Genomic DNA, 15,705 nt, shown 5'->3' with positions numbered 1-15,705 from the left:
AGAATGTCGATTTGCGGGTTAACCCTAATCTGCTAACGGGACGTTTTACAGGGAAAGCGAGATCACCCCAATGGACCGCGCTATGCGGCTCATCCGCGAAGTGTTTGATGATCGGCACATTGCCGTTTTGGCGTACAGCGGGGGCAAGGATTCGAGCGCGACGGCTTGCTTGTTGCTCACAGTTGCTGCGGACTATCGGCGTAGGGGGCTCAGCCTCCCGCCGATCTATGTGACTCACAGCTCTACCGGGGTTGAAAATCCTGTTGTCGCAACCCTGGCGATGGCCGAACTCACAAAGATGAAAGCCTTTGCTGCAAAGCACGACTTCACACTCATTGTGCTAACGGGCGAGCCGGATCTGAACTCAAGCTGGGCTGGGCGCGTACTCACGGGGCGAGCCCTTCCAACCTATCCGTCATCACCCACGATGGACTGTAGTCAGTCATGGAAAGTTGACGTGGGCCAGCGATTGCTTAAAGAGGCAATGACCAAGGCTGACGGCCACAAGGGCTGGAATCGACCAGTCGTGATGACTGGGGTTCGTTCTGGCGAATCTGCAGCGCGCGACGTGCGAATTGCCGCACGGCGCGAGCATGGGGATGGGATCTGGTCAAACGCTGATGGAGATCTTCGATTGACGCCCATCTTCTCGTTCAGCACGGACGATGTGTGGGAAACCCTTGGCTATGCTGCTGCAGGTCTACTGGAGTCCTACTCGGACTTTTCTGAGGTGATTGAGTTTTACCGAGACGCCGGCGGCGGCTGCGTGGTGCTCTCTGCTGATGCAGTACGGGGCTCTTCGACTCCCTGCAGCACCCGCACGGCTGCTGGTCATGCACTCGGGCTGGGAAGACTGATCGTTCTGCAGAGCAATTGGTCGAGTCGAACCCAACCAAGTACGGTCAACTGAAGCCGTTGAATCGGCTTAGAACTTACCTGGTGAACATTCAATACGACTGGTCGCTACGGAATCATCTTGGGCGCACCATTGCCAAGGATGGTCACATTGAAGTGGTTGCCGACGCCTTCTCACCGGAAACGTTACGCAAACTACTGATTTACACCTTGACTGCTGAGAGGCTGTCAGGTGTACCGATCATCTCGGCTGCTCAGCTGATCCTGATTGACGCCAAATGGTCTGCCAGTGCATTTTTCCCCCCCTTCACGGCCATCAAGACCTACTTTGATGTTGTGGATCGGGGGATGTACGAGCAGGCGCCTGAAGTGCCTTATATGCCACCATCACCAGTACCAAGAGTCGGCCGCATTTTCGTCGGCGAGGATTGGTATCAAGTGACGGGTATCAACAGCATGGCTGGAATGCGAGATCCGCTCATGGAGTTGCATCACGAGTCTTGTGACATCAAGCTGAAGGCGTTGAAGAACGGGGCTCTTGTCTGCGACTATGAGGAGGGGCGTAAGCTCGCCGTGGACGAAGATGGAGCCATGGACTTCCTGGCCTTTCTTGCGGAGGACTACATTCGGGATTACTGTCGTGACGACAACCCGGATTGGACAGAGGGGTACCGCATTTACCAGCGGCTAGGCATCCTCACCAATGGGCTTGGCCACAGCCGCATGATGGACGAGATCCTGAGGCGTAGCCAATGGCTGCAGTCTAAGGATCTTCATGGCCAGCGTAGCGTGGATGAACTCAAGGCTCGCTGCACTGTGCTTTATGAGTCCCAAGCAGCTCTTTTCGATTGCGTATAAGCTATCGAATGTTGCTTTTACTACCAATATAAAACCGGCGCACCACTTACGTGGGCGCCGGTTTTTTTTCGTCTGTACAAGTAATAAGAAATTTGGATTACATGCACCGGCCATTCCCGGCGTTAAATAGGTCGTCAGTTGTAGGGACTTACAACTAAATCAAAGCATTGATCGCAATAGGGGCATTGCACAACACCCGCAATTGCGTGCAATCTTACAGGTCAATTGAGGCTCTTACCCAAAGCGCTTTTGCAGTAGCGGGTGGGCCCTCTGTCGTGTTCTCGCAATTGCTCCTAGCACAATAAGTCACGACAATTCAGTTGATCATGAATTCCAAAGTCGAATTGAGCGCAGATGAGTTTTTCGAGCAATGGCTAGAGCATTGCTCGAATGATGACCAGAGGGCCATCAACGACTTTGTTTTCTACAGGTACTTTTGGATATCGTGGACCAAGTTTTTGACAACCGGTGGGGACAAGGAAAACCCCAGGTGGGTTCACTGGACTGATGCAGACCCCGTACTGGTCAAGGGTTATCTCGCTTCCGGTATCGAGTCTCGCGCCAACGGCGACACCAAAATCAGCGTGATCACCGAGCGTCGGTACTGGCGCCTGCTGGAGCGGGTGTATGACTACGCTGTGGAGCGCGGGTTGGTTGCAGAAAATCCTGCTGCTGGCATTGCCGACAAGGAAAAGCCTCCTTCTGAAGATCCCAAGGGGGCCATCTTGTCGCCCGTTGTCTGGGAGCAGTGCTTCAAGATCCTTCGAGATGGCTCCGAAGATGCTGCGGGCCTGAAGGCCATCGACATCCGCAACCGAGCGCTTTTGCTGGTGCTCTTTGAGTTGGGGCTCACCTCGGCTGAAATCCGCGCGCTCACAGTCGAGTCCTTCGTAGACGGCGGGGCAGGGAAGGGCGCCTCGATCCGCATCACCTCGGGGGGCGTCAACCAACTGCGCACGATGGTCGTGTCCGACGAAGTGCGCTCGGCCATCAAATCCTGGCTGCAGGTGAAGGCGACAGCGGGCAAGCACGCTTTGGCACCAGCACTTTTCAGCTCGCAGACGGGCAAGCCGATGACCGACGAAAACCTCCTGGTGCTCGTGCGCGCGCACCTGCTTGCTGCCAGTCGAGCTGCTGGCCAAGATGACCCGGTTCGCGCTGGGCCGCAGATCGTCAGGAACACCAGGCTGGTGCAATGGATGCTGTCTGGCATGCCCCAGCCGGAAGTGGCACTTCGCGCTGGTCTCAAAAACGTCCGGGGGCTCCTGCATCTTCGCCTGCATCTGCCTGACGGTCCCCGCCTGGAACTCGCACGCGCGTCCAGCCGAAAAGACGACGAACCGCTGCGCCCCGTTCTCCAGCGGTTGGCCTGAGCAACCCGCTGGGGCTCAGATACTGGTCTTCATCTTGTCCACCGCCCTGATGCGCTCTCCCATGCCGGCCTTCACATAGATGGCGGTGGTGTTGATGTTCTTGTGCCCGAGCAACTCCTGCACCACACTGAGGTTTCCACCAGCCGCCTCCAGCGCTTTGTGCGCGTAGGTGTGGCGCAGCCAGTGGGTCGAAGCCCGCATGAAGGGCGCCTTCCCTTCACCCGCCATCTCGTGGGCATTGTCGGAGCAGATTTTGAAGAAGCTCTTGAGGATGGTGTACAGCATGTGACTGGACAAGGCCCCATGCTCATTGACCGTGTACTTGATCTTGCCCACCTCGGCCTCGCGTTCGATCTCGATGGTGGGCAGCGCCTTGTTGGAGCGCAAAGCCATCTGCGCGCGTTCAATGGCCAATCCCTTGTCTCTGGTGGAGATCCATCGATCATCCAGCACTCCGATCAGAGGCTGGTCTTCAGGTTTGACCTGGGTGAATAGCGCGAGCTTGCCCTGAGCCATCAGCTCTTCGCGGTCCTTGCGGTGCTCACGCAGCGCTTGCATCGTGGCCGCGTTCAGGGGGACCGTGCGTTTGCGCATGCCTTTGCCCAAGACTTCCAACACGCGGGACTCCACGCCACGTTCCAGGGCTCGGTCGGTTTGCACATGGGCCCACCGCGCTTGCGCCACTTCCGCCCGTCGCAGCCCAGCGTTCTCGATCAGCCGAAACAGGGCGCGCAGTCTGCGCTTGGCGGGTCCATCCGGTAGATCTGCGAACGTGTCACCCACAACCTGCAGGTCAGCCTCCGTGAAGGATCGGAACACATCCATCGTCACCTCATCGCGCTTTTGCCCGTCCACCGCCAGGGCTGCGTTGGCACTGATGTACCCTGATTTCTTCCAGTGCGTGTACATGGCCCGCACGGCGGAAAAAGTCACGTTCAGACTCTGGGCGTTGAGGGGGCCACGCAGAGGTCTCCATCCGTCGGTGTACTTCTGCTTTGTGCCTTTGGCCACTTGCACCCAATGCTCTGGCGGGTTGATGAGGAATTTCTTGAACGCAAAGAAATCGTCTTCCGTGAGGGACGACAGCGCCCGCTTGCGTTCATGAATGGCCCAGAGGATCAAGCGTTCTATGGCCCGTTGATAGGCTTCTTGGGTGTGGGGTGACTTTTGCTGGATCTTTCTGAACCACGCCTGTACCGCTTCAACATCATTCGACGCTTCCATCGTATTGGCGGTGAGTGCCCGGAACTTTCCGTCGCTCCCGTCCAATTCTTCTGGCCACAGCATCGATGTCAACGGCTGCATCTCGTAGGGCGAAGAGACCTGCAGTTCACGGCTGTTGGCCAGCGCGGGGAGTCGCGAAAGACCTGGTGCCGGCGTCAGCGTCCAGCGATGCAGCCACGCCAGCAGGTTTTCTGCCCGCCTGACGCCGTAGCCAGGCAGTTCGTCGTACCAGCGGTCGCCCTTCAACGAGATCCAGTCCACCAGGTTTCCCAGCGTGATCACGCCCGCCTTGCCCAGTGCCTCCTTCTGACTACCGGACATTACAACCCACTGTTCGACGCGGTGAGCGCGCTCGGGCTTGGTGCCCAGGTGTTCATCCAGCCAGTTGATCGCATGCAAGACATCCGCCATCCGCTCGGCCGCACTGCGGCCTGCCTGAAGCACCTGCACAGCCCCGGTCTGTATTGAGGGTTCTGTCTCGGGCGCGAGGGGGATCTCTACCTGACTCGGGGAGGGCGCCAGGTCGGGAGCAGGTTCGGCCCTTGCTTCTGCCAGGGCCTCCTCGTACCGCTCGATCAGCTCAGCCTCCGAGAACATGTCCGGGTCGAACTGGGCCGCGAACTCTTCCAAGCTGAGCACCTTGGGTGCCTGCACCGTCACGGGTTGGGCCTGCACGGCGATGTCCACTTGTCCACTGGTGGGCGCTGGAGGCTCGGTGTTGCTACCGGGTGACCCAACCGGCACTGCGCTCACTATGGTCTGGTGGTCCCTGAGGACCCTCACCATAGCGCGGGCCTCTTGGGACTGCTCGATGCCGTTGGCTGCAGCCTCGATCCGGTCCAAAAGTTCCTGGTACTTCTTGACGAGCGCTGGACGCTCGGGCGCACGACCCGGCCACAGCATGTACTGGCGAGCTGCTACAGTGAGATCCACACCTTGGGCGATGGCGCGCAGCATCGCGAACTCGTCGGCCGTCGCATTGTTGTGGGCGATCCGGGTCTGCGAACCTGGTGGGCGTCCGCGTCGGCGAGCCGGTTTGACGCGCTGCGCGGGCTCCAGCGGCTGGCCACCGTCCAGATCCACCACCGCCAGTTTTCCGGGCTCGGCGAGGGCGCCGGATTCGGCGGGCGGTTGCGCATCAGGAATTTCGGGCGTAGAGTGGGTCATGACCTTGAAAGACGAATTGTCCTCGTGCACTGGCGGCTTGGCCAACTGGCCCCAGCGCCAGCCCAGCCGGAACAACTAAGCGAAAAAGGAGCGGGATGTCCCCTCCTCTTTTTTTGAGCCTCGTTTAATGCTCCATAATGGATATTATGGGACAGTACACATTAAATGTAAAACGATTCCGAAGCGCCAAAAAATTAACGAAGTTAACGGATTGATCAGATGTACTCAATTCAACGTAGCTATCTAATCTTGCGAAGTTTTCAGGAGCGATGTACATTTCCCCATGGAAGCACGGCCTGGCCGATGGATGTCGGCCGCGTGACCACAGGAGATCGAAATGCTTGTTTGTATAGACGGCCCGAGTCTGCCCAGAGCGCCTTCAGCGCTAGATCACTACGCGATCATTCGCCGCAACGGCTGCGTGGTTCCGTTCGAACCGCAGAGGATTGCGGTAGCCATGATGAAAGCGTTCCTGGCCGTGCATCAGACGATGCGGAGGTCATGCACATGGCACCCCTTTTCCTACCCGATGAGCACTCTGTCGAGTCGCGTCTCGCAGTGGTACAGCCACGAACGCCTGGAAGTCCGCTTCCCGAAGATGGGCGGTGGTGTGCGCCTGAGCGCACGGTGCCGCAACAACACCGACCTTCGCGACGGATCTACTTCTGGCTTCTTCTCGGCGGCAAAGCCCAACCTGCGCAACGCGCCATAAGCGCACCACGGTTTGAAATCCCCATGAACACCCTGTCCATTTCCTCACCGTTTGCCCACCGCAATGCCCCAGACCTCTCGCAGGCGTCTCCTGATCCCTACGCGACAGCGGCCCAGTCTGCCGCTGTCTTGCGCTCGGGGGCGCAGTACCGCCGCGAGCGCATGGAAGCCGACGACATGATCACGACCGACGACGCTGCACTGCTGGCGGGCGCCAGCCGGGTGACCATCAACGCCTGGATCAAGTCGCGCCGCTGCATCGGGGTTTCCCACCTGCGCCGGGGTTTCAAATTGCCACGCTGGCAGTTCGAACCCAACCTGTGGCCCATCCTGCAGCCCTTGGCATCGGCCCTTGGCGCGTCCGATGGCTGGCAGGTGCTCACCTTCCTGGAGACGCCGGCATCGGCGCTGGACGGCCAGACACCGCGCGCCGCTCTTGAGCAGGGCGTCCCAGCGAAACACATCCTGGCATTGGCAACGGCTGAGGCTCACTGAATGACCTCGCCCCATGAACCTGACAGACCTCAATCCGCCATTCATTGAACTTCCCGACCGCCAAACTTGGCACCGCATCCAGCGCACCAGCTGGCGCAAAGACAGCGTGCGCACGCGCGGGTTCATCCTCCCGCCCTTCGGTGTTCCCACCGGCCGCTTCGATCTGTCCGACGAACCCACCGCCTACCTCGCCGATAGCGAGTTGACCTCGTGCTACGAGGCGCTTTTTAGGCGGGACACGCGCAGCTACACCCTGGATCAACTCCGGCAACGCTCACTGGTCGCCTTTCGCACGGCTGCAGGCATGCGCCTTGCCGATCTGCGCGGGCTGGAGGAGAACTACCCTGTGCTGCAATCTCTGCGTTACGAGACCACGCAGGCCTTTGCCGCCGACGCCCGGAAGGCCGGTGCCCATGGTGTCATGTACGCATCCGCCCAACACCCGTACCACGCCTGCATCTGCCTGTTCGAACGCGGCGTGGCCAGCATGACCAAGGTATCAAGCACACCGCTCGTGCAACCCGGCAGTGATCGCCTCCACCTCAGTGTTCTGCGCGCAGCTCTGGGCTCTCAAGTAGCCATCGTCTCGTGAATCAGGAGTGCAACCCATGCCCATGACCCCGCGTCCATCAGTAGTGCGAACCGATGCCGATGGCCTCGCCGCCTTCCAGGGTGACGCGCTGCTGGTGCTGGAGATCTCCAAGCGCGAGATTGAAACCGGAAACATCGCGAGCGCGCTGGAGCGCCTGCACGCAATCGCCGAGTCCCGAGAGACGGCCCTTCGCTACCAAGAGTGCCTGGTCATCCAGGTGGTGGGTTACGACTCTGACCACCGTGAACTGGCGGAAATCCCCGAGGTGCGCGCCTTCTTTGCCCGACTCGCCCAAGAGTGGCCCCACTGGATGTGGTTCCTGCACAGGCATGTAGGGGCGATCCATTTGCTGTTGGCACTGCTGTGCAAGGTCAAGATCCATCGCCGGGGGAGCAGTACAGGGACCGAGTTTCTTGACCGCCATGAGCTTGCTGCCCAGATGGCTGACCTGTTTCAGCGCGGCAACGCCATGTTCGAGGCGTTCGGAATCAGCGAAAGCGAGGCCGAAGCTTCATGCGAGAGCGCGTGCGCTGAGCTGGTTCCATAGCCACCGTCATCCGGGGCCGTGGACGAGCCGATGGGATGCTGGATCACCCCCTCAGGGTGCATGGGCCACGACAAGAAACACCTAACGGATGGGAAATCTGGGCGGAAAGAAGATTCCTGTCGCCCGAACCCACGACAGGCTCACCCGAGCGAAAAGGTCAGTCCTGGTAGACGGACACACGCCGCAGCGTCTTTCCCAAAACGACCACCTCCACACTGCCGACCGTGTAGCCACCGAGCTGCCATCGGCGGCTTCCATCTGACGCCCGCTGCTGCTCCCCAAAGGCACCTGCCATCCGCTGCTCGAACGCAGACATGTCCTCGGCCGTGACGCTGCAGGTGACACCCACCATGCCCCGGCGCGGCTGGAAGTCGAATTGCACGGGCCGATCCACTGAGCAGGGAATGAAGCCGTCGCTCAAGCGGATCGGCGGCTGCATGCCGGCCTGGTAGCCCATGCCACACCCGATACCGCCTCCAAACGAATAGGCACTGCAGTTGCGGACATCGAAGCCATAGAGATCGCCAGCATCTCTGGGCGACATCCCCAGCGGAGCTGCGACCGACACGCCACCCTCATCACCAGGCTTGGCGATGTAGACCATCTGGGCCGAACCGCAGCCAGGGTACAGCCGCACCTTGTAGCTGGTACCGTCCTTGAGCTGGCTGGACACGTCGAAGAACCCCTCCTTCGAAAACGAGGTCTTTACGTTCCACGGACCCTCATGTTCCAGCACCTTGCTGATGGCCTCGATCAGGCTGGACTCACGGCAGGAGCCGCTTTGGGTCGCGGCGAACCAGGTTGCCTTGGCCTGCGCCGATTTCGTCACGTCATCGGCGCAGCGCAGCCAAGACTTGTCCGAGTTGGCGGCGGCATAGGGCCCCCAGCACCACCCACGGGATTCAGCCATCTCCTCCGCAAGGTTCGCGCGGCTGCACGGAGATCCTGGCTTGTCCGAATCCTGTGTCGCCGCGCGGCACTCTACCCGCTGGTGCAGGGCCTCGGCCTGCAGCTTTTCATCGCTCATGGCGCCGTAGGCCTTGCGCACGTCTTCGACGGTCGTTTCACCGCAACCGGTCAGCGCCAAAGTTGCGGCCGACACCAAAGGCATGAGGACAAGAAGTTTCATTGGGATGGACGGTAAGGGGGAAGTGGCGAGCTTAGCCCGGAGCGTGCTCAACTGGCCCCGCTGGCGTCCAGTTCGGTGAAGTCGTTCACGCTGCACGTCCAAAAACAAAGGGCTGACCACCGGTCAGCCCTTTGGCAAAGAATCGAGCGTAATGTGAGAGCGCTGTTCTTCGCAAAACCCGATCAAAGGATCAGAACGCTCATCCTACCCGCGCACTTCACTCAAAATAAACGTCGGTGGATACTCGTAACCCCTTTTCAAAAGGTACGCCTGTACTGCGGTGAATCTGACCTTGGCCAGATCCAGGTCCGTGAATAGTTCCTGTCTGCGCCCATGACGGCGATTTGTCTCGCCGTACCAATGGCGGTTGATTACACAGGCATCGAACAGATCAACATCCAGGCTCAGGATGTACCGGCGTTTTCCACGAACAAACTCTTGACGCATACGCGCTCCGCAGAAACAGGCCTGTCTACGACGACTTGGCGCGCTTGCTGGCGAGTCCCACGGCCAGGTCTGTCAAGACCGCAGCTTGCAGGTTCTGCAATAAATCCTCAGGCACTCTGGTCCAGGCCAGAATGGAATTGGGATATGCGCCTACTGGCATTCCGTGTTCATTGAGGATGCAGGTGGTATTCCCCTGAGTGAAAACACTGCCATAAATGACGGTAACCGATGGCTTCATCATCATTTCCAGCCCGAGGGACTCAAGGTACATCGAAGGGTCGTGGGCAATCACCTCCACATACCGCTCTTGGTGAATACCGCACCACTTACGGCAAGCCATGGCGACTCGGACTCCCTCTGGGGGTATGCCCACAGTCCAGGAGCCAACACTTGCGGACTGAGTGTTTTTCAGATCTTCATTCATTCAATTAACCCAAAGAACGTGCAAAGCTTCGAACGCCTTTGCCAACCCTGTTACTAGCGTCGGTCGTGGACGATGCAACCGGAGGCAACTCGGTACTGCTTGGACTACCTGCAATCTCCTTTACCGGGTCAACAGGCTTCGGAAGAGACTCCACGTCAGTTGCATTCGTCGGTAGCGCAGGTTGTCTTGAGCGCGGGCTGTCCGACGAAATCTGAGATCTAGGTTCAGCCGCCATAGAAGCTTGTATTTCCGGCTTACTCCCGTCCACTACGAGTTTCCCCGTCTCTGAATAGAGCGCCAAAAGTGCCAATATCCTCAAACGTGCGGCTCTAGCGCGCTTAGAGATACTGCTCAACTGATTCAGCAACTTGGGTTGAGTTTCGCCAATAAACACTGCGAACTGGATCGGTTCGAGGTGCCCGTCAACACCCCCCATGTTGACCGGAATGCCCCTGAAAGTTTCTGATCCGCCTTCAAGGTACAAATCGAAGTGGCCGTGACAGACGAAATTTTTTCACCTGCCTTCTTGAGGAAAGGAGCAAGTTCGACACGCTCACCCATTAGCAAGATTCTTTCCTTGATGGAGCGAATTGCATTTTCAAGCGTTTCGACACTCACTTTTGCTCCATGCTCTTCGGCAATAAAAATACCTGCCTGCTCCAGCAAAACAGAAGACGCTTTGATGCTCGTACCGCTTGATTGCCGCTGCAATTGACCGTTGCTTACCAATACCCAATCCAGCGAGTAGAAGCCAGGATCAACTACGAGGATTCGATGCTCATCCGTAATGCGTTGATCTTCAGGCCCTTCTTCCACTTCATTGACGTAATCGAGAAGGCCACCAATTGGCTGCGCGACGACCTTGACCTTCTTCACGTTAACAGTGCGCTTCTTGGTCACCTGATGCTCACCTGAAAACCGAGCTTCCAGATCTGCACGCAGCGACTCATCTTGAAACTGCGAAACTGGAAGGCCGGTGACAAGCAGATCAATCTCCTTCATTTCAGTAAGGAGAAGACCAGTATTGAAAAGTGCTTTATACGAGTCAGTTTTTGCGTAATCAGCATGAAGGGAGCGTTCCCACATTTCCGCGCGATCTGTAGAGACGCCAGCAAAAAACTCATGTCCATTTACCTGAACATGCAAGAAGTCATCTTGCGAGCGACCGTCAAAACGACTCCCGAAATGCTCTTTGGGTGCTGCACCAGCGGGGCGAATTACGGTTTTCAACGCACCGTCAGCCGGACCATACGCAAGCTTCAGATTCGAATACCCGACATCAATGCCAACAACATTCATTACATGATCCCTTAAAGTAATTGCAATTGAATTGCACACGTAATGCAATTGTGTGCAATTCTTGTAGAAGTTCAACCGCAGCGTAGTCGCAGCCCAGTCGCCTTGCATCGGACGGCCTCGTAGCAGTACAGAGTGACTAATGGCCTACCCCAGGGCACATTGCACGGTCAAAACGACGTGTAAATCGTTGAATGCGCCTTCATCCTAATAGGATGAATTCACCCCCTATTTTTTGCAGTAACCTTCAACATCGGCATCACTGCCAGATTGAGCTAGTACATCCATCCTATTAGGATAGAGTCCTGCATATGCTTTTGCCGACCGATACGGCCTCCTCAGTTCTCCGGCATGTGAAAAGCCTTGAAAGTTGTCCATCCTATTAGGATGGATTGGCACCCTGAATCCATCCTATTAGGATTGACACTTTTTCTAGCCTCCTACCCCGGATGCTATAGAACGGGTAGATTCATCCTACTAAGATGGACTAGACCGGCACCTCCATCCTGGAAAAAGTGTGTTTTGAGCAGTACGGCCCCGTGGATGGATGTACCGGGTATCTCCATACACGGTAAAAAGATGGATCTACCCCCGAAATGAACAAAGACGAACTAGCCCTCTATGAAGATGCAATCCAAGGCCTTGAGCGATGCATCGAGGTGCTCTATGGCCAAGCCATGGTCGCAGCAGACGAGTACATGAGCTTTGTGGATGGGGTTGAGGCGAAGGCGACAGGCTGGGAGTCCAGGTCAACACTGCAACTGTCGTGTACCAGAAAGGGCAACCACTTGGATCTCAAATGGACGGGAATCCGTTGGTTTGGTCAGAAGAACAACCGACAGTCCATTCGAGTGAGGATTGCGATCAATGAAGAATCAATGACCTATGCAAAGGACCGGTTGAATACCTTTGCCAAAGAATGGGAAATTGATGAAGTGATGAAGACAGAGAAAAAGCTTCAATCCATCAGACGAAAGTCAAAACACATTGTCAAAGCCATCATCAATACTCGTAATGCCATTCGTGTGTTGAAAGCGCAGAAGGGGGATGAGGTTGAGGCCGAGGAAGAGGCGGTCGGCTAGGGCCTATGTAAAAGCAATAGAACCCGCAGCTTGACCCACAATCGTCTTTTTCATTTGCACTTAAACCTGGGCCCTATGTAGATGCACATGGGGCCTTTGACATCTCAGATGGGGATGGATGTGCTCGCTGTGTATTTCCCTCGTGGTGTTTGTGCTCTACCGGCTCCGTGCTTTGTCCCCCGCCTTCTTTTCCCCGAAGAAATCTACGCTCCGTAGTTTGATTCCCTGCATCGCGGGGTTAAGCGCTCCCACAGTCTTCTCCTCTATACCCATTGCGGGCTTCCGTGGCTTATAGTGAAGTGACGAATCTCCCCTCGCGGAATCGTCGCAATCGCGGCGATAGCTGAGGCCCTATGCAGATGCATTTCTATGTAGTTGCGCATCGATTTTGAAGACGGCCCATGTCGCCCCATTAGACCGACAGCGTTTAGTGCTCTCCCCTCATTTCCGCAGCTTCAATTTCCCCCTGAACCGGTATCTGCACCTATTGGTGCTCGGTATTTGTCCTGTTTCTAGGCCTCGCCTTTCAGCTCCCTGGCTCCCCGTTCGGAATTCGCATACGAATTCGCTGGCCGCACTTACGAACACCGTAGGATTGCGATAGAGGGTTTTCGATACGACGAGCTACGCGTAAGCTATTGGTCCTGTAGCGACTCTGGCGGTTTGTCCCGCGTCAGGTTTTGATTCGGTGGTAGCCCAAGAAGAAATCGGCTCTCTGGGCCTGGTGAGGCGCGGCGGCGCTCAAATCGCCCTTGCGACTTTTTTCACCGACAAGCCGCCTTTTGCCGGTCTTAGTGGCGCAGCCCCCCCCCCCGCGCGACCATATAAGGCGGGAATGGCTCACCGCTGCTCTCTGGAATATCTGCGGGCCGAGGGTTTTCCGTCTCTCGTTCTAGATCTGCGGCTATGACTTGCCCATACGAGGAGCACCCCGGCCCGCAGTCGTATTCGACCAAATTAAGCCTTTTCATGCATTCATCCCCTGCGAAAGATTCAATAGAAGCCCAATAGTCATTATCTGTTTTCACCGGATAAGGCACCAATACAAACTAGAGATTAAGCCGCAAGTCATTTCAACAATGCGGCATATAAATGCAGGATTACTTCTCAATACGAGCTATCTAGAGACAATAGCCCCCAGCAAACGCCCGCCCAGCCGCGAAATGGCTTCTCTGACCGAGGCTATTACCTTGCTGGTGCGCCTATGCGCGAGCGACTGGGATAGCTGCCTGGTTTCCTCTCTGCGTCCTTGGAGACGTGGTTCGCGAGCTTGGCCAACGTTTTCGTCGGCCTGATGCCCACACCGCACTGCAGCCTGATCCATTGGCGAATACGGGCCCGGACCTTGAATGCCCTCTCGGTCAAGTCACCGGGGATACCGTCGCAGCAGCTAAAGGCCTCATCAATCGAATACACCTCAGTGCGATAGCCAAAACCCGCTATGAGACTCATCAGGCGCGAGGACATATCGCTGTACAGGGTGAAGTTGGCAGAGAGCCCCAGCAGGCCGTGGGACTCGCTCAAATGGGAAATCTTGAACCAGGGAGCCCCCATCTTGATCCCCAGTGCTTTTGCCTCTTGGCTTCGGGCAATTGCACAGCCGTCATTGTTCGAAAGAACGACGAGCGGTCGGCCGTGCAGATAGGGGCGAAAGTTCTGTTCTACCGAAGCGTAGAAGTTCGATGCGTCGAAAAGAGCGAACATGGCCACCTCACCTGCCGCCCCCGCGAAAGCGCTTGATCGAAGCTGTCACGACGCCCCAGATTTCGACTGTCTGCCCGTCTTTCGGGACGATTTCAGGGTACGTTGGGTTCGCGGCCACCAGCTTCATGCGCCCGAACTTGAGCCACAGCGACTTGCAGGTGAACTCTCCGTCCACCACGGCGACCACCACATCCTGGTGCACGGGCTTGAGGGCGCGGTTCACCACCAGCAGATCCCCGTCGAAGAGCCCCGCGTCCTTCATCGAGACCCCCCGCGCAGCCGGAGCAGGAACGTCGCCTGGGGATGCGTCACAAGGATGGCCGTCAGATCCAGGCGATCAACATGGAAATCCTCGGCGGGTGATGGAAAGCCCGCACGCACCACGTCACCCGCCACCGGCAGCACCAGGGGCTGGTCGGAGATAAGGATGGGTTTGGCGAAATTAATACTGTGATTTTATAAGGGGTATCTATTTAGCTCCAGCAGCGCCAGAATAGCTGGATGGAAACCCAGATGCTAACGCCGACTCCCGGGCAGGACTACCCTCGCACCTGGAACGAATTTCTTGACTGGTTTGCCACCGAAGAGGCCTGCCAAGCGTTCCTGGAGAAGCTTCGCTGGCCCCAAGGCTTCGTCTGCCCGCGTTGTGGCAACGCAGGCCCGTCGCGGGCTGAATCCAGTCCTGAGGGATTTGGTTCTGCTCGTCTATGAACTCTACTGGCGATTCAACGAAGGGGTCGGCTGACGACACGAAGTGAAGAGGTGTCATGTGCTTGGGACACCACATCTGGCCAGGTGTCTGAAGATCCCTGCGCCAGTAGCTGGCTCCGTGAAAGTGGATGTCAGCCTTCACGCAGTCCTTGCAAAAGAAGGCCGCCGGATACTTGCGCAGAGTCCCGCTTATGCACAAGAGACTTTTTCGTTCTTCACTGCCATGGATGAGGTCAGGAAAGTAGGAAGTAATCCCCCTGCGCAGCGGCATAGTCGTGTGACGCTGTGCGAATTGCTCGGTAGTCATTCCAGCCATCCGACTGAGAAGCTCGTGCGTTGTGACTTCACGGCGTGACCGCCCTTCCTCGCCAAAGTGCGTAGCAATCGCCTCCACCGCGTCCTTCGGAGTGCGGTATCCATTGATCCGCATGATCCGCCCCAAGTAACCACGATCCATCTCTTCTGGAAATGGAGCTGGTTGCACAAGCATGTTCATCAGCTGTCTCCGTATCAGATCAAGCGGGTTTGAGAATTGCCAAGGATCGAATCACGGCAGCCAATGCCTTGGCATGCGAAGCAGAACCATCCCAAGTGGCTTGAAGCGCCTCAATCAACTCCCGATTACTGCGGACGGTATCGGCGCTGATGCCACCCTCGAAGCGCTCCACAAAAAGGCACACCTCTTCAAACAGACGTGAGGCTCTGACGCCCTCTCCTTTGAGAATGCGGCTGACTTGAGATTGACTGGCCCCTACGTGGGCGGCGATGTCCGCTTGGGCTATTCCATGGGTCAAACAAATACGACGAGCGTTTGCTGCACGTGCTTTGACTTCCGATTCAATCATGTACAAAGCATAACCTATTGCATATATGCATATCAAGTACGAAAAGAATCCGACAATGGATGTGCCTCAGCGAAAAAGATCTGGGGACGGAAGATGGGCACTCAGAGCGGCTTTGATGGCTTCAAGAGTGCGCGGCAATCGGGGCAGTTGGGCCTGCTTTGCCCGCAGTGTTGGCGCCGATTCAAAATTGAGCCACCGTGCCGATTGAATTTTGAGCCAGGGCTAATGGCCAACCTGTGAAGGTC

13 protein-coding genes and 4 pseudogenes are annotated in these 15,705 nt (G+C 57.1%); 9 read left to right on the top strand and 8 right to left on the bottom strand.

Features of this window, described 5'->3' with window-relative positions:
* Positions 1–82 precede the first annotated feature (82 nt).
* The 3 genes from AC1Q64_RS22980 (at position 83) to AC1Q64_RS22970 (ending at position 3,086) form a co-directional block, all read left to right on the top strand.
* Positions 83–910 carry a hypothetical protein gene (locus AC1Q64_RS22980; protein ID WP_492252932.1) on the top strand — a complete coding sequence of 276 codons (828 nt, stop codon included), beginning with the start codon at positions 83–85 and terminating at the stop codon, positions 908–910.
* Positions 911–939: 29 nt separating this feature from the next.
* Positions 940–1,713: a hypothetical protein gene (locus tag AC1Q64_RS22975; protein WP_492252931.1), complete on the top strand. Its 774-nt coding sequence runs from the start codon at positions 940–942 to the stop codon at positions 1,711–1,713.
* A gap of 326 nt (positions 1,714–2,039) precedes the next feature.
* Positions 2,040–3,086: a tyrosine-type recombinase/integrase gene (locus AC1Q64_RS22970; RefSeq protein ID WP_492252930.1), complete on the top strand. Its 1,047-nt coding sequence runs from the start codon at positions 2,040–2,042 to the stop codon at positions 3,084–3,086.
* A gap of 15 nt (positions 3,087–3,101) precedes the next feature.
* On the opposite strand, the gene AC1Q64_RS22965 is transcribed toward AC1Q64_RS22970, so the two are convergent.
* Positions 3,102–5,522, bottom strand: a complete 2,421-nt coding sequence (locus AC1Q64_RS22965) for a site-specific integrase (protein WP_492252929.1) — start codon at positions 5,520–5,522, stop codon at positions 3,102–3,104.
* 484 nt (positions 5,523–6,006) lie between these two features.
* Here AC1Q64_RS22965 and AC1Q64_RS22960 point away from each other — a divergent pair, with 484 nt between their 5' ends.
* Genes AC1Q64_RS22960 through AC1Q64_RS22945 form a run of 4 tightly spaced genes read left to right on the top strand, consistent with a single transcriptional unit; the run spans position 6,007 to position 7,822 of the window.
* Positions 6,007–6,189: a hypothetical protein gene (locus AC1Q64_RS22960; protein ID WP_492252950.1), complete on the top strand. Its 183-nt coding sequence runs from the start codon at positions 6,007–6,009 to the stop codon at positions 6,187–6,189.
* Between the two features lie 23 nt (positions 6,190–6,212).
* The gene (locus tag AC1Q64_RS22955) at positions 6,213–6,683 is read left to right on the top strand and encodes a hypothetical protein (RefSeq protein WP_060985853.1); all 471 of its coding nucleotides are present in this window, start codon (positions 6,213–6,215) and stop codon (positions 6,681–6,683) included.
* 13 nt (positions 6,684–6,696) lie between these two features.
* Positions 6,697–7,275 carry an RES family NAD+ phosphorylase gene (locus AC1Q64_RS22950; protein ID WP_492252928.1) on the top strand — a complete coding sequence of 193 codons (579 nt, stop codon included), beginning with the start codon at positions 6,697–6,699 and terminating at the stop codon, positions 7,273–7,275.
* A gap of 16 nt (positions 7,276–7,291) precedes the next feature.
* Positions 7,292–7,822: a chlororespiratory reduction 6 domain-containing protein gene (locus AC1Q64_RS22945; RefSeq protein WP_492252927.1), complete on the top strand. Its 531-nt coding sequence runs from the start codon at positions 7,292–7,294 to the stop codon at positions 7,820–7,822.
* 157 nt (positions 7,823–7,979) lie between these two features.
* Here the strand turns inward: AC1Q64_RS22945 and AC1Q64_RS22940 are convergent, their stop codons facing one another.
* The 3 genes from AC1Q64_RS22940 to AC1Q64_RS22930 all read right to left on the bottom strand — a co-directional run bounded on the left by AC1Q64_RS22940 (position 7,980) and on the right by AC1Q64_RS22930 (position 11,121).
* Positions 7,980–8,951, bottom strand: coding sequence for a hypothetical protein (locus tag AC1Q64_RS22940; protein WP_492252926.1), 972 nt, complete (start codon positions 8,949–8,951; stop codon positions 7,980–7,982).
* A 472-nt stretch (positions 8,952–9,423) separates the two neighbouring features.
* A complete protein-coding gene (locus tag AC1Q64_RS22935) occupies positions 9,424–9,822 on the bottom strand; it encodes a hypothetical protein (protein WP_492252925.1) in 399 nt (132 codons plus the stop codon).
* Between the two features lie 360 nt (positions 9,823–10,182).
* Positions 10,183–11,121, bottom strand: a complete 939-nt coding sequence (locus AC1Q64_RS22930) for a ParM/StbA family protein (protein ID WP_492252924.1) — start codon at positions 11,119–11,121, stop codon at positions 10,183–10,185.
* 593 nt (positions 11,122–11,714) lie between these two features.
* Between AC1Q64_RS22930 and mobI the strand changes: the two genes are divergently transcribed.
* Positions 11,715–12,200, top strand: coding sequence for a conjugative transfer protein MobI(A/C) (gene mobI, locus AC1Q64_RS22925; RefSeq protein WP_492252923.1), 486 nt, complete (start codon positions 11,715–11,717; stop codon positions 12,198–12,200).
* A gap of 1,215 nt (positions 12,201–13,415) precedes the next feature.
* Here the strand turns inward: mobI and AC1Q64_RS22920 are convergent.
* Together AC1Q64_RS22920 and AC1Q64_RS22915 are read right to left on the bottom strand one after the other, a co-directional pair.
* A pseudogene (locus tag AC1Q64_RS22920) lies at positions 13,416–13,904 on the bottom strand (Y-family DNA polymerase); the annotation flags it as partial.
* A gap of 7 nt (positions 13,905–13,911) precedes the next feature.
* Positions 13,912–14,333: pseudogene (locus AC1Q64_RS22915) on the bottom strand (LexA family protein).
* Positions 14,334–14,405: 72 nt separating this feature from the next.
* Here AC1Q64_RS22915 and AC1Q64_RS22910 point away from each other — a divergent pair.
* Positions 14,406–14,564: pseudogene (locus tag AC1Q64_RS22910) on the top strand (transposase family protein); the annotation flags it as partial.
* Between the two features lie 109 nt (positions 14,565–14,673).
* Here AC1Q64_RS22910 and AC1Q64_RS22905 read toward each other — a convergent pair.
* Positions 14,674–15,105 (bottom strand): annotated as a pseudogene (locus AC1Q64_RS22905) (TniQ family protein); the annotation flags it as partial.
* A 25-nt stretch (positions 15,106–15,130) separates the two neighbouring features.
* A complete protein-coding gene (locus AC1Q64_RS22900; RefSeq protein ID WP_492252922.1) occupies positions 15,131–15,460 on the bottom strand; it encodes a hypothetical protein in 330 nt (109 codons plus the stop codon).
* Positions 15,461–15,705 lie beyond the last annotated feature (245 nt).

The organism is Acidovorax sp. GW835-FHT14G06 (assembly GCF_058793595.1).
This window is presented reverse-complemented; position numbering and strand designations above follow the sequence as displayed.

Excerpts from the sequence above, each read along its gene's own strand:
- AC1Q64_RS22980 (WP_492252932.1), top strand. The coding sequence starts at position 83 with ATGCGGCTCATCCGCGAAGTGTTTGATGATCGGCACATTGCCGTTTTG.
- AC1Q64_RS22970 (WP_492252930.1), top strand. The coding sequence starts at position 2,040 with ATGAATTCCAAAGTCGAATTGAGCGCAGATGAGTTTTTCGAGCAATGG.
- AC1Q64_RS22960 (WP_492252950.1), top strand. The coding sequence starts at position 6,007 with ATGAGCACTCTGTCGAGTCGCGTCTCGCAGTGGTACAGCCACGAACGC.
- AC1Q64_RS22955 (WP_060985853.1), top strand. The coding sequence starts at position 6,213 with ATGAACACCCTGTCCATTTCCTCACCGTTTGCCCACCGCAATGCCCCA.
- AC1Q64_RS22950 (WP_492252928.1), top strand. The coding sequence starts at position 6,697 with ATGAACCTGACAGACCTCAATCCGCCATTCATTGAACTTCCCGACCGC.
- AC1Q64_RS22945 (WP_492252927.1), top strand. The coding sequence starts at position 7,292 with ATGCCCATGACCCCGCGTCCATCAGTAGTGCGAACCGATGCCGATGGC.
- AC1Q64_RS22940 (WP_492252926.1), bottom strand. The coding sequence starts at position 8,951 with ATGAAACTTCTTGTCCTCATGCCTTTGGTGTCGGCCGCAACTTTGGCG.
- AC1Q64_RS22935 (WP_492252925.1), bottom strand. The coding sequence starts at position 9,822 with ATGAATGAAGATCTGAAAAACACTCAGTCCGCAAGTGTTGGCTCCTGG.
- AC1Q64_RS22930 (WP_492252924.1), bottom strand. The coding sequence starts at position 11,121 with ATGAATGTTGTTGGCATTGATGTCGGGTATTCGAATCTGAAGCTTGCG.
- mobI (WP_492252923.1), top strand. The coding sequence starts at position 11,715 with ATGAACAAAGACGAACTAGCCCTCTATGAAGATGCAATCCAAGGCCTT.
- AC1Q64_RS22900 (WP_492252922.1), bottom strand. The coding sequence starts at position 15,460 with ATGATTGAATCGGAAGTCAAAGCACGTGCAGCAAACGCTCGTCGTATT.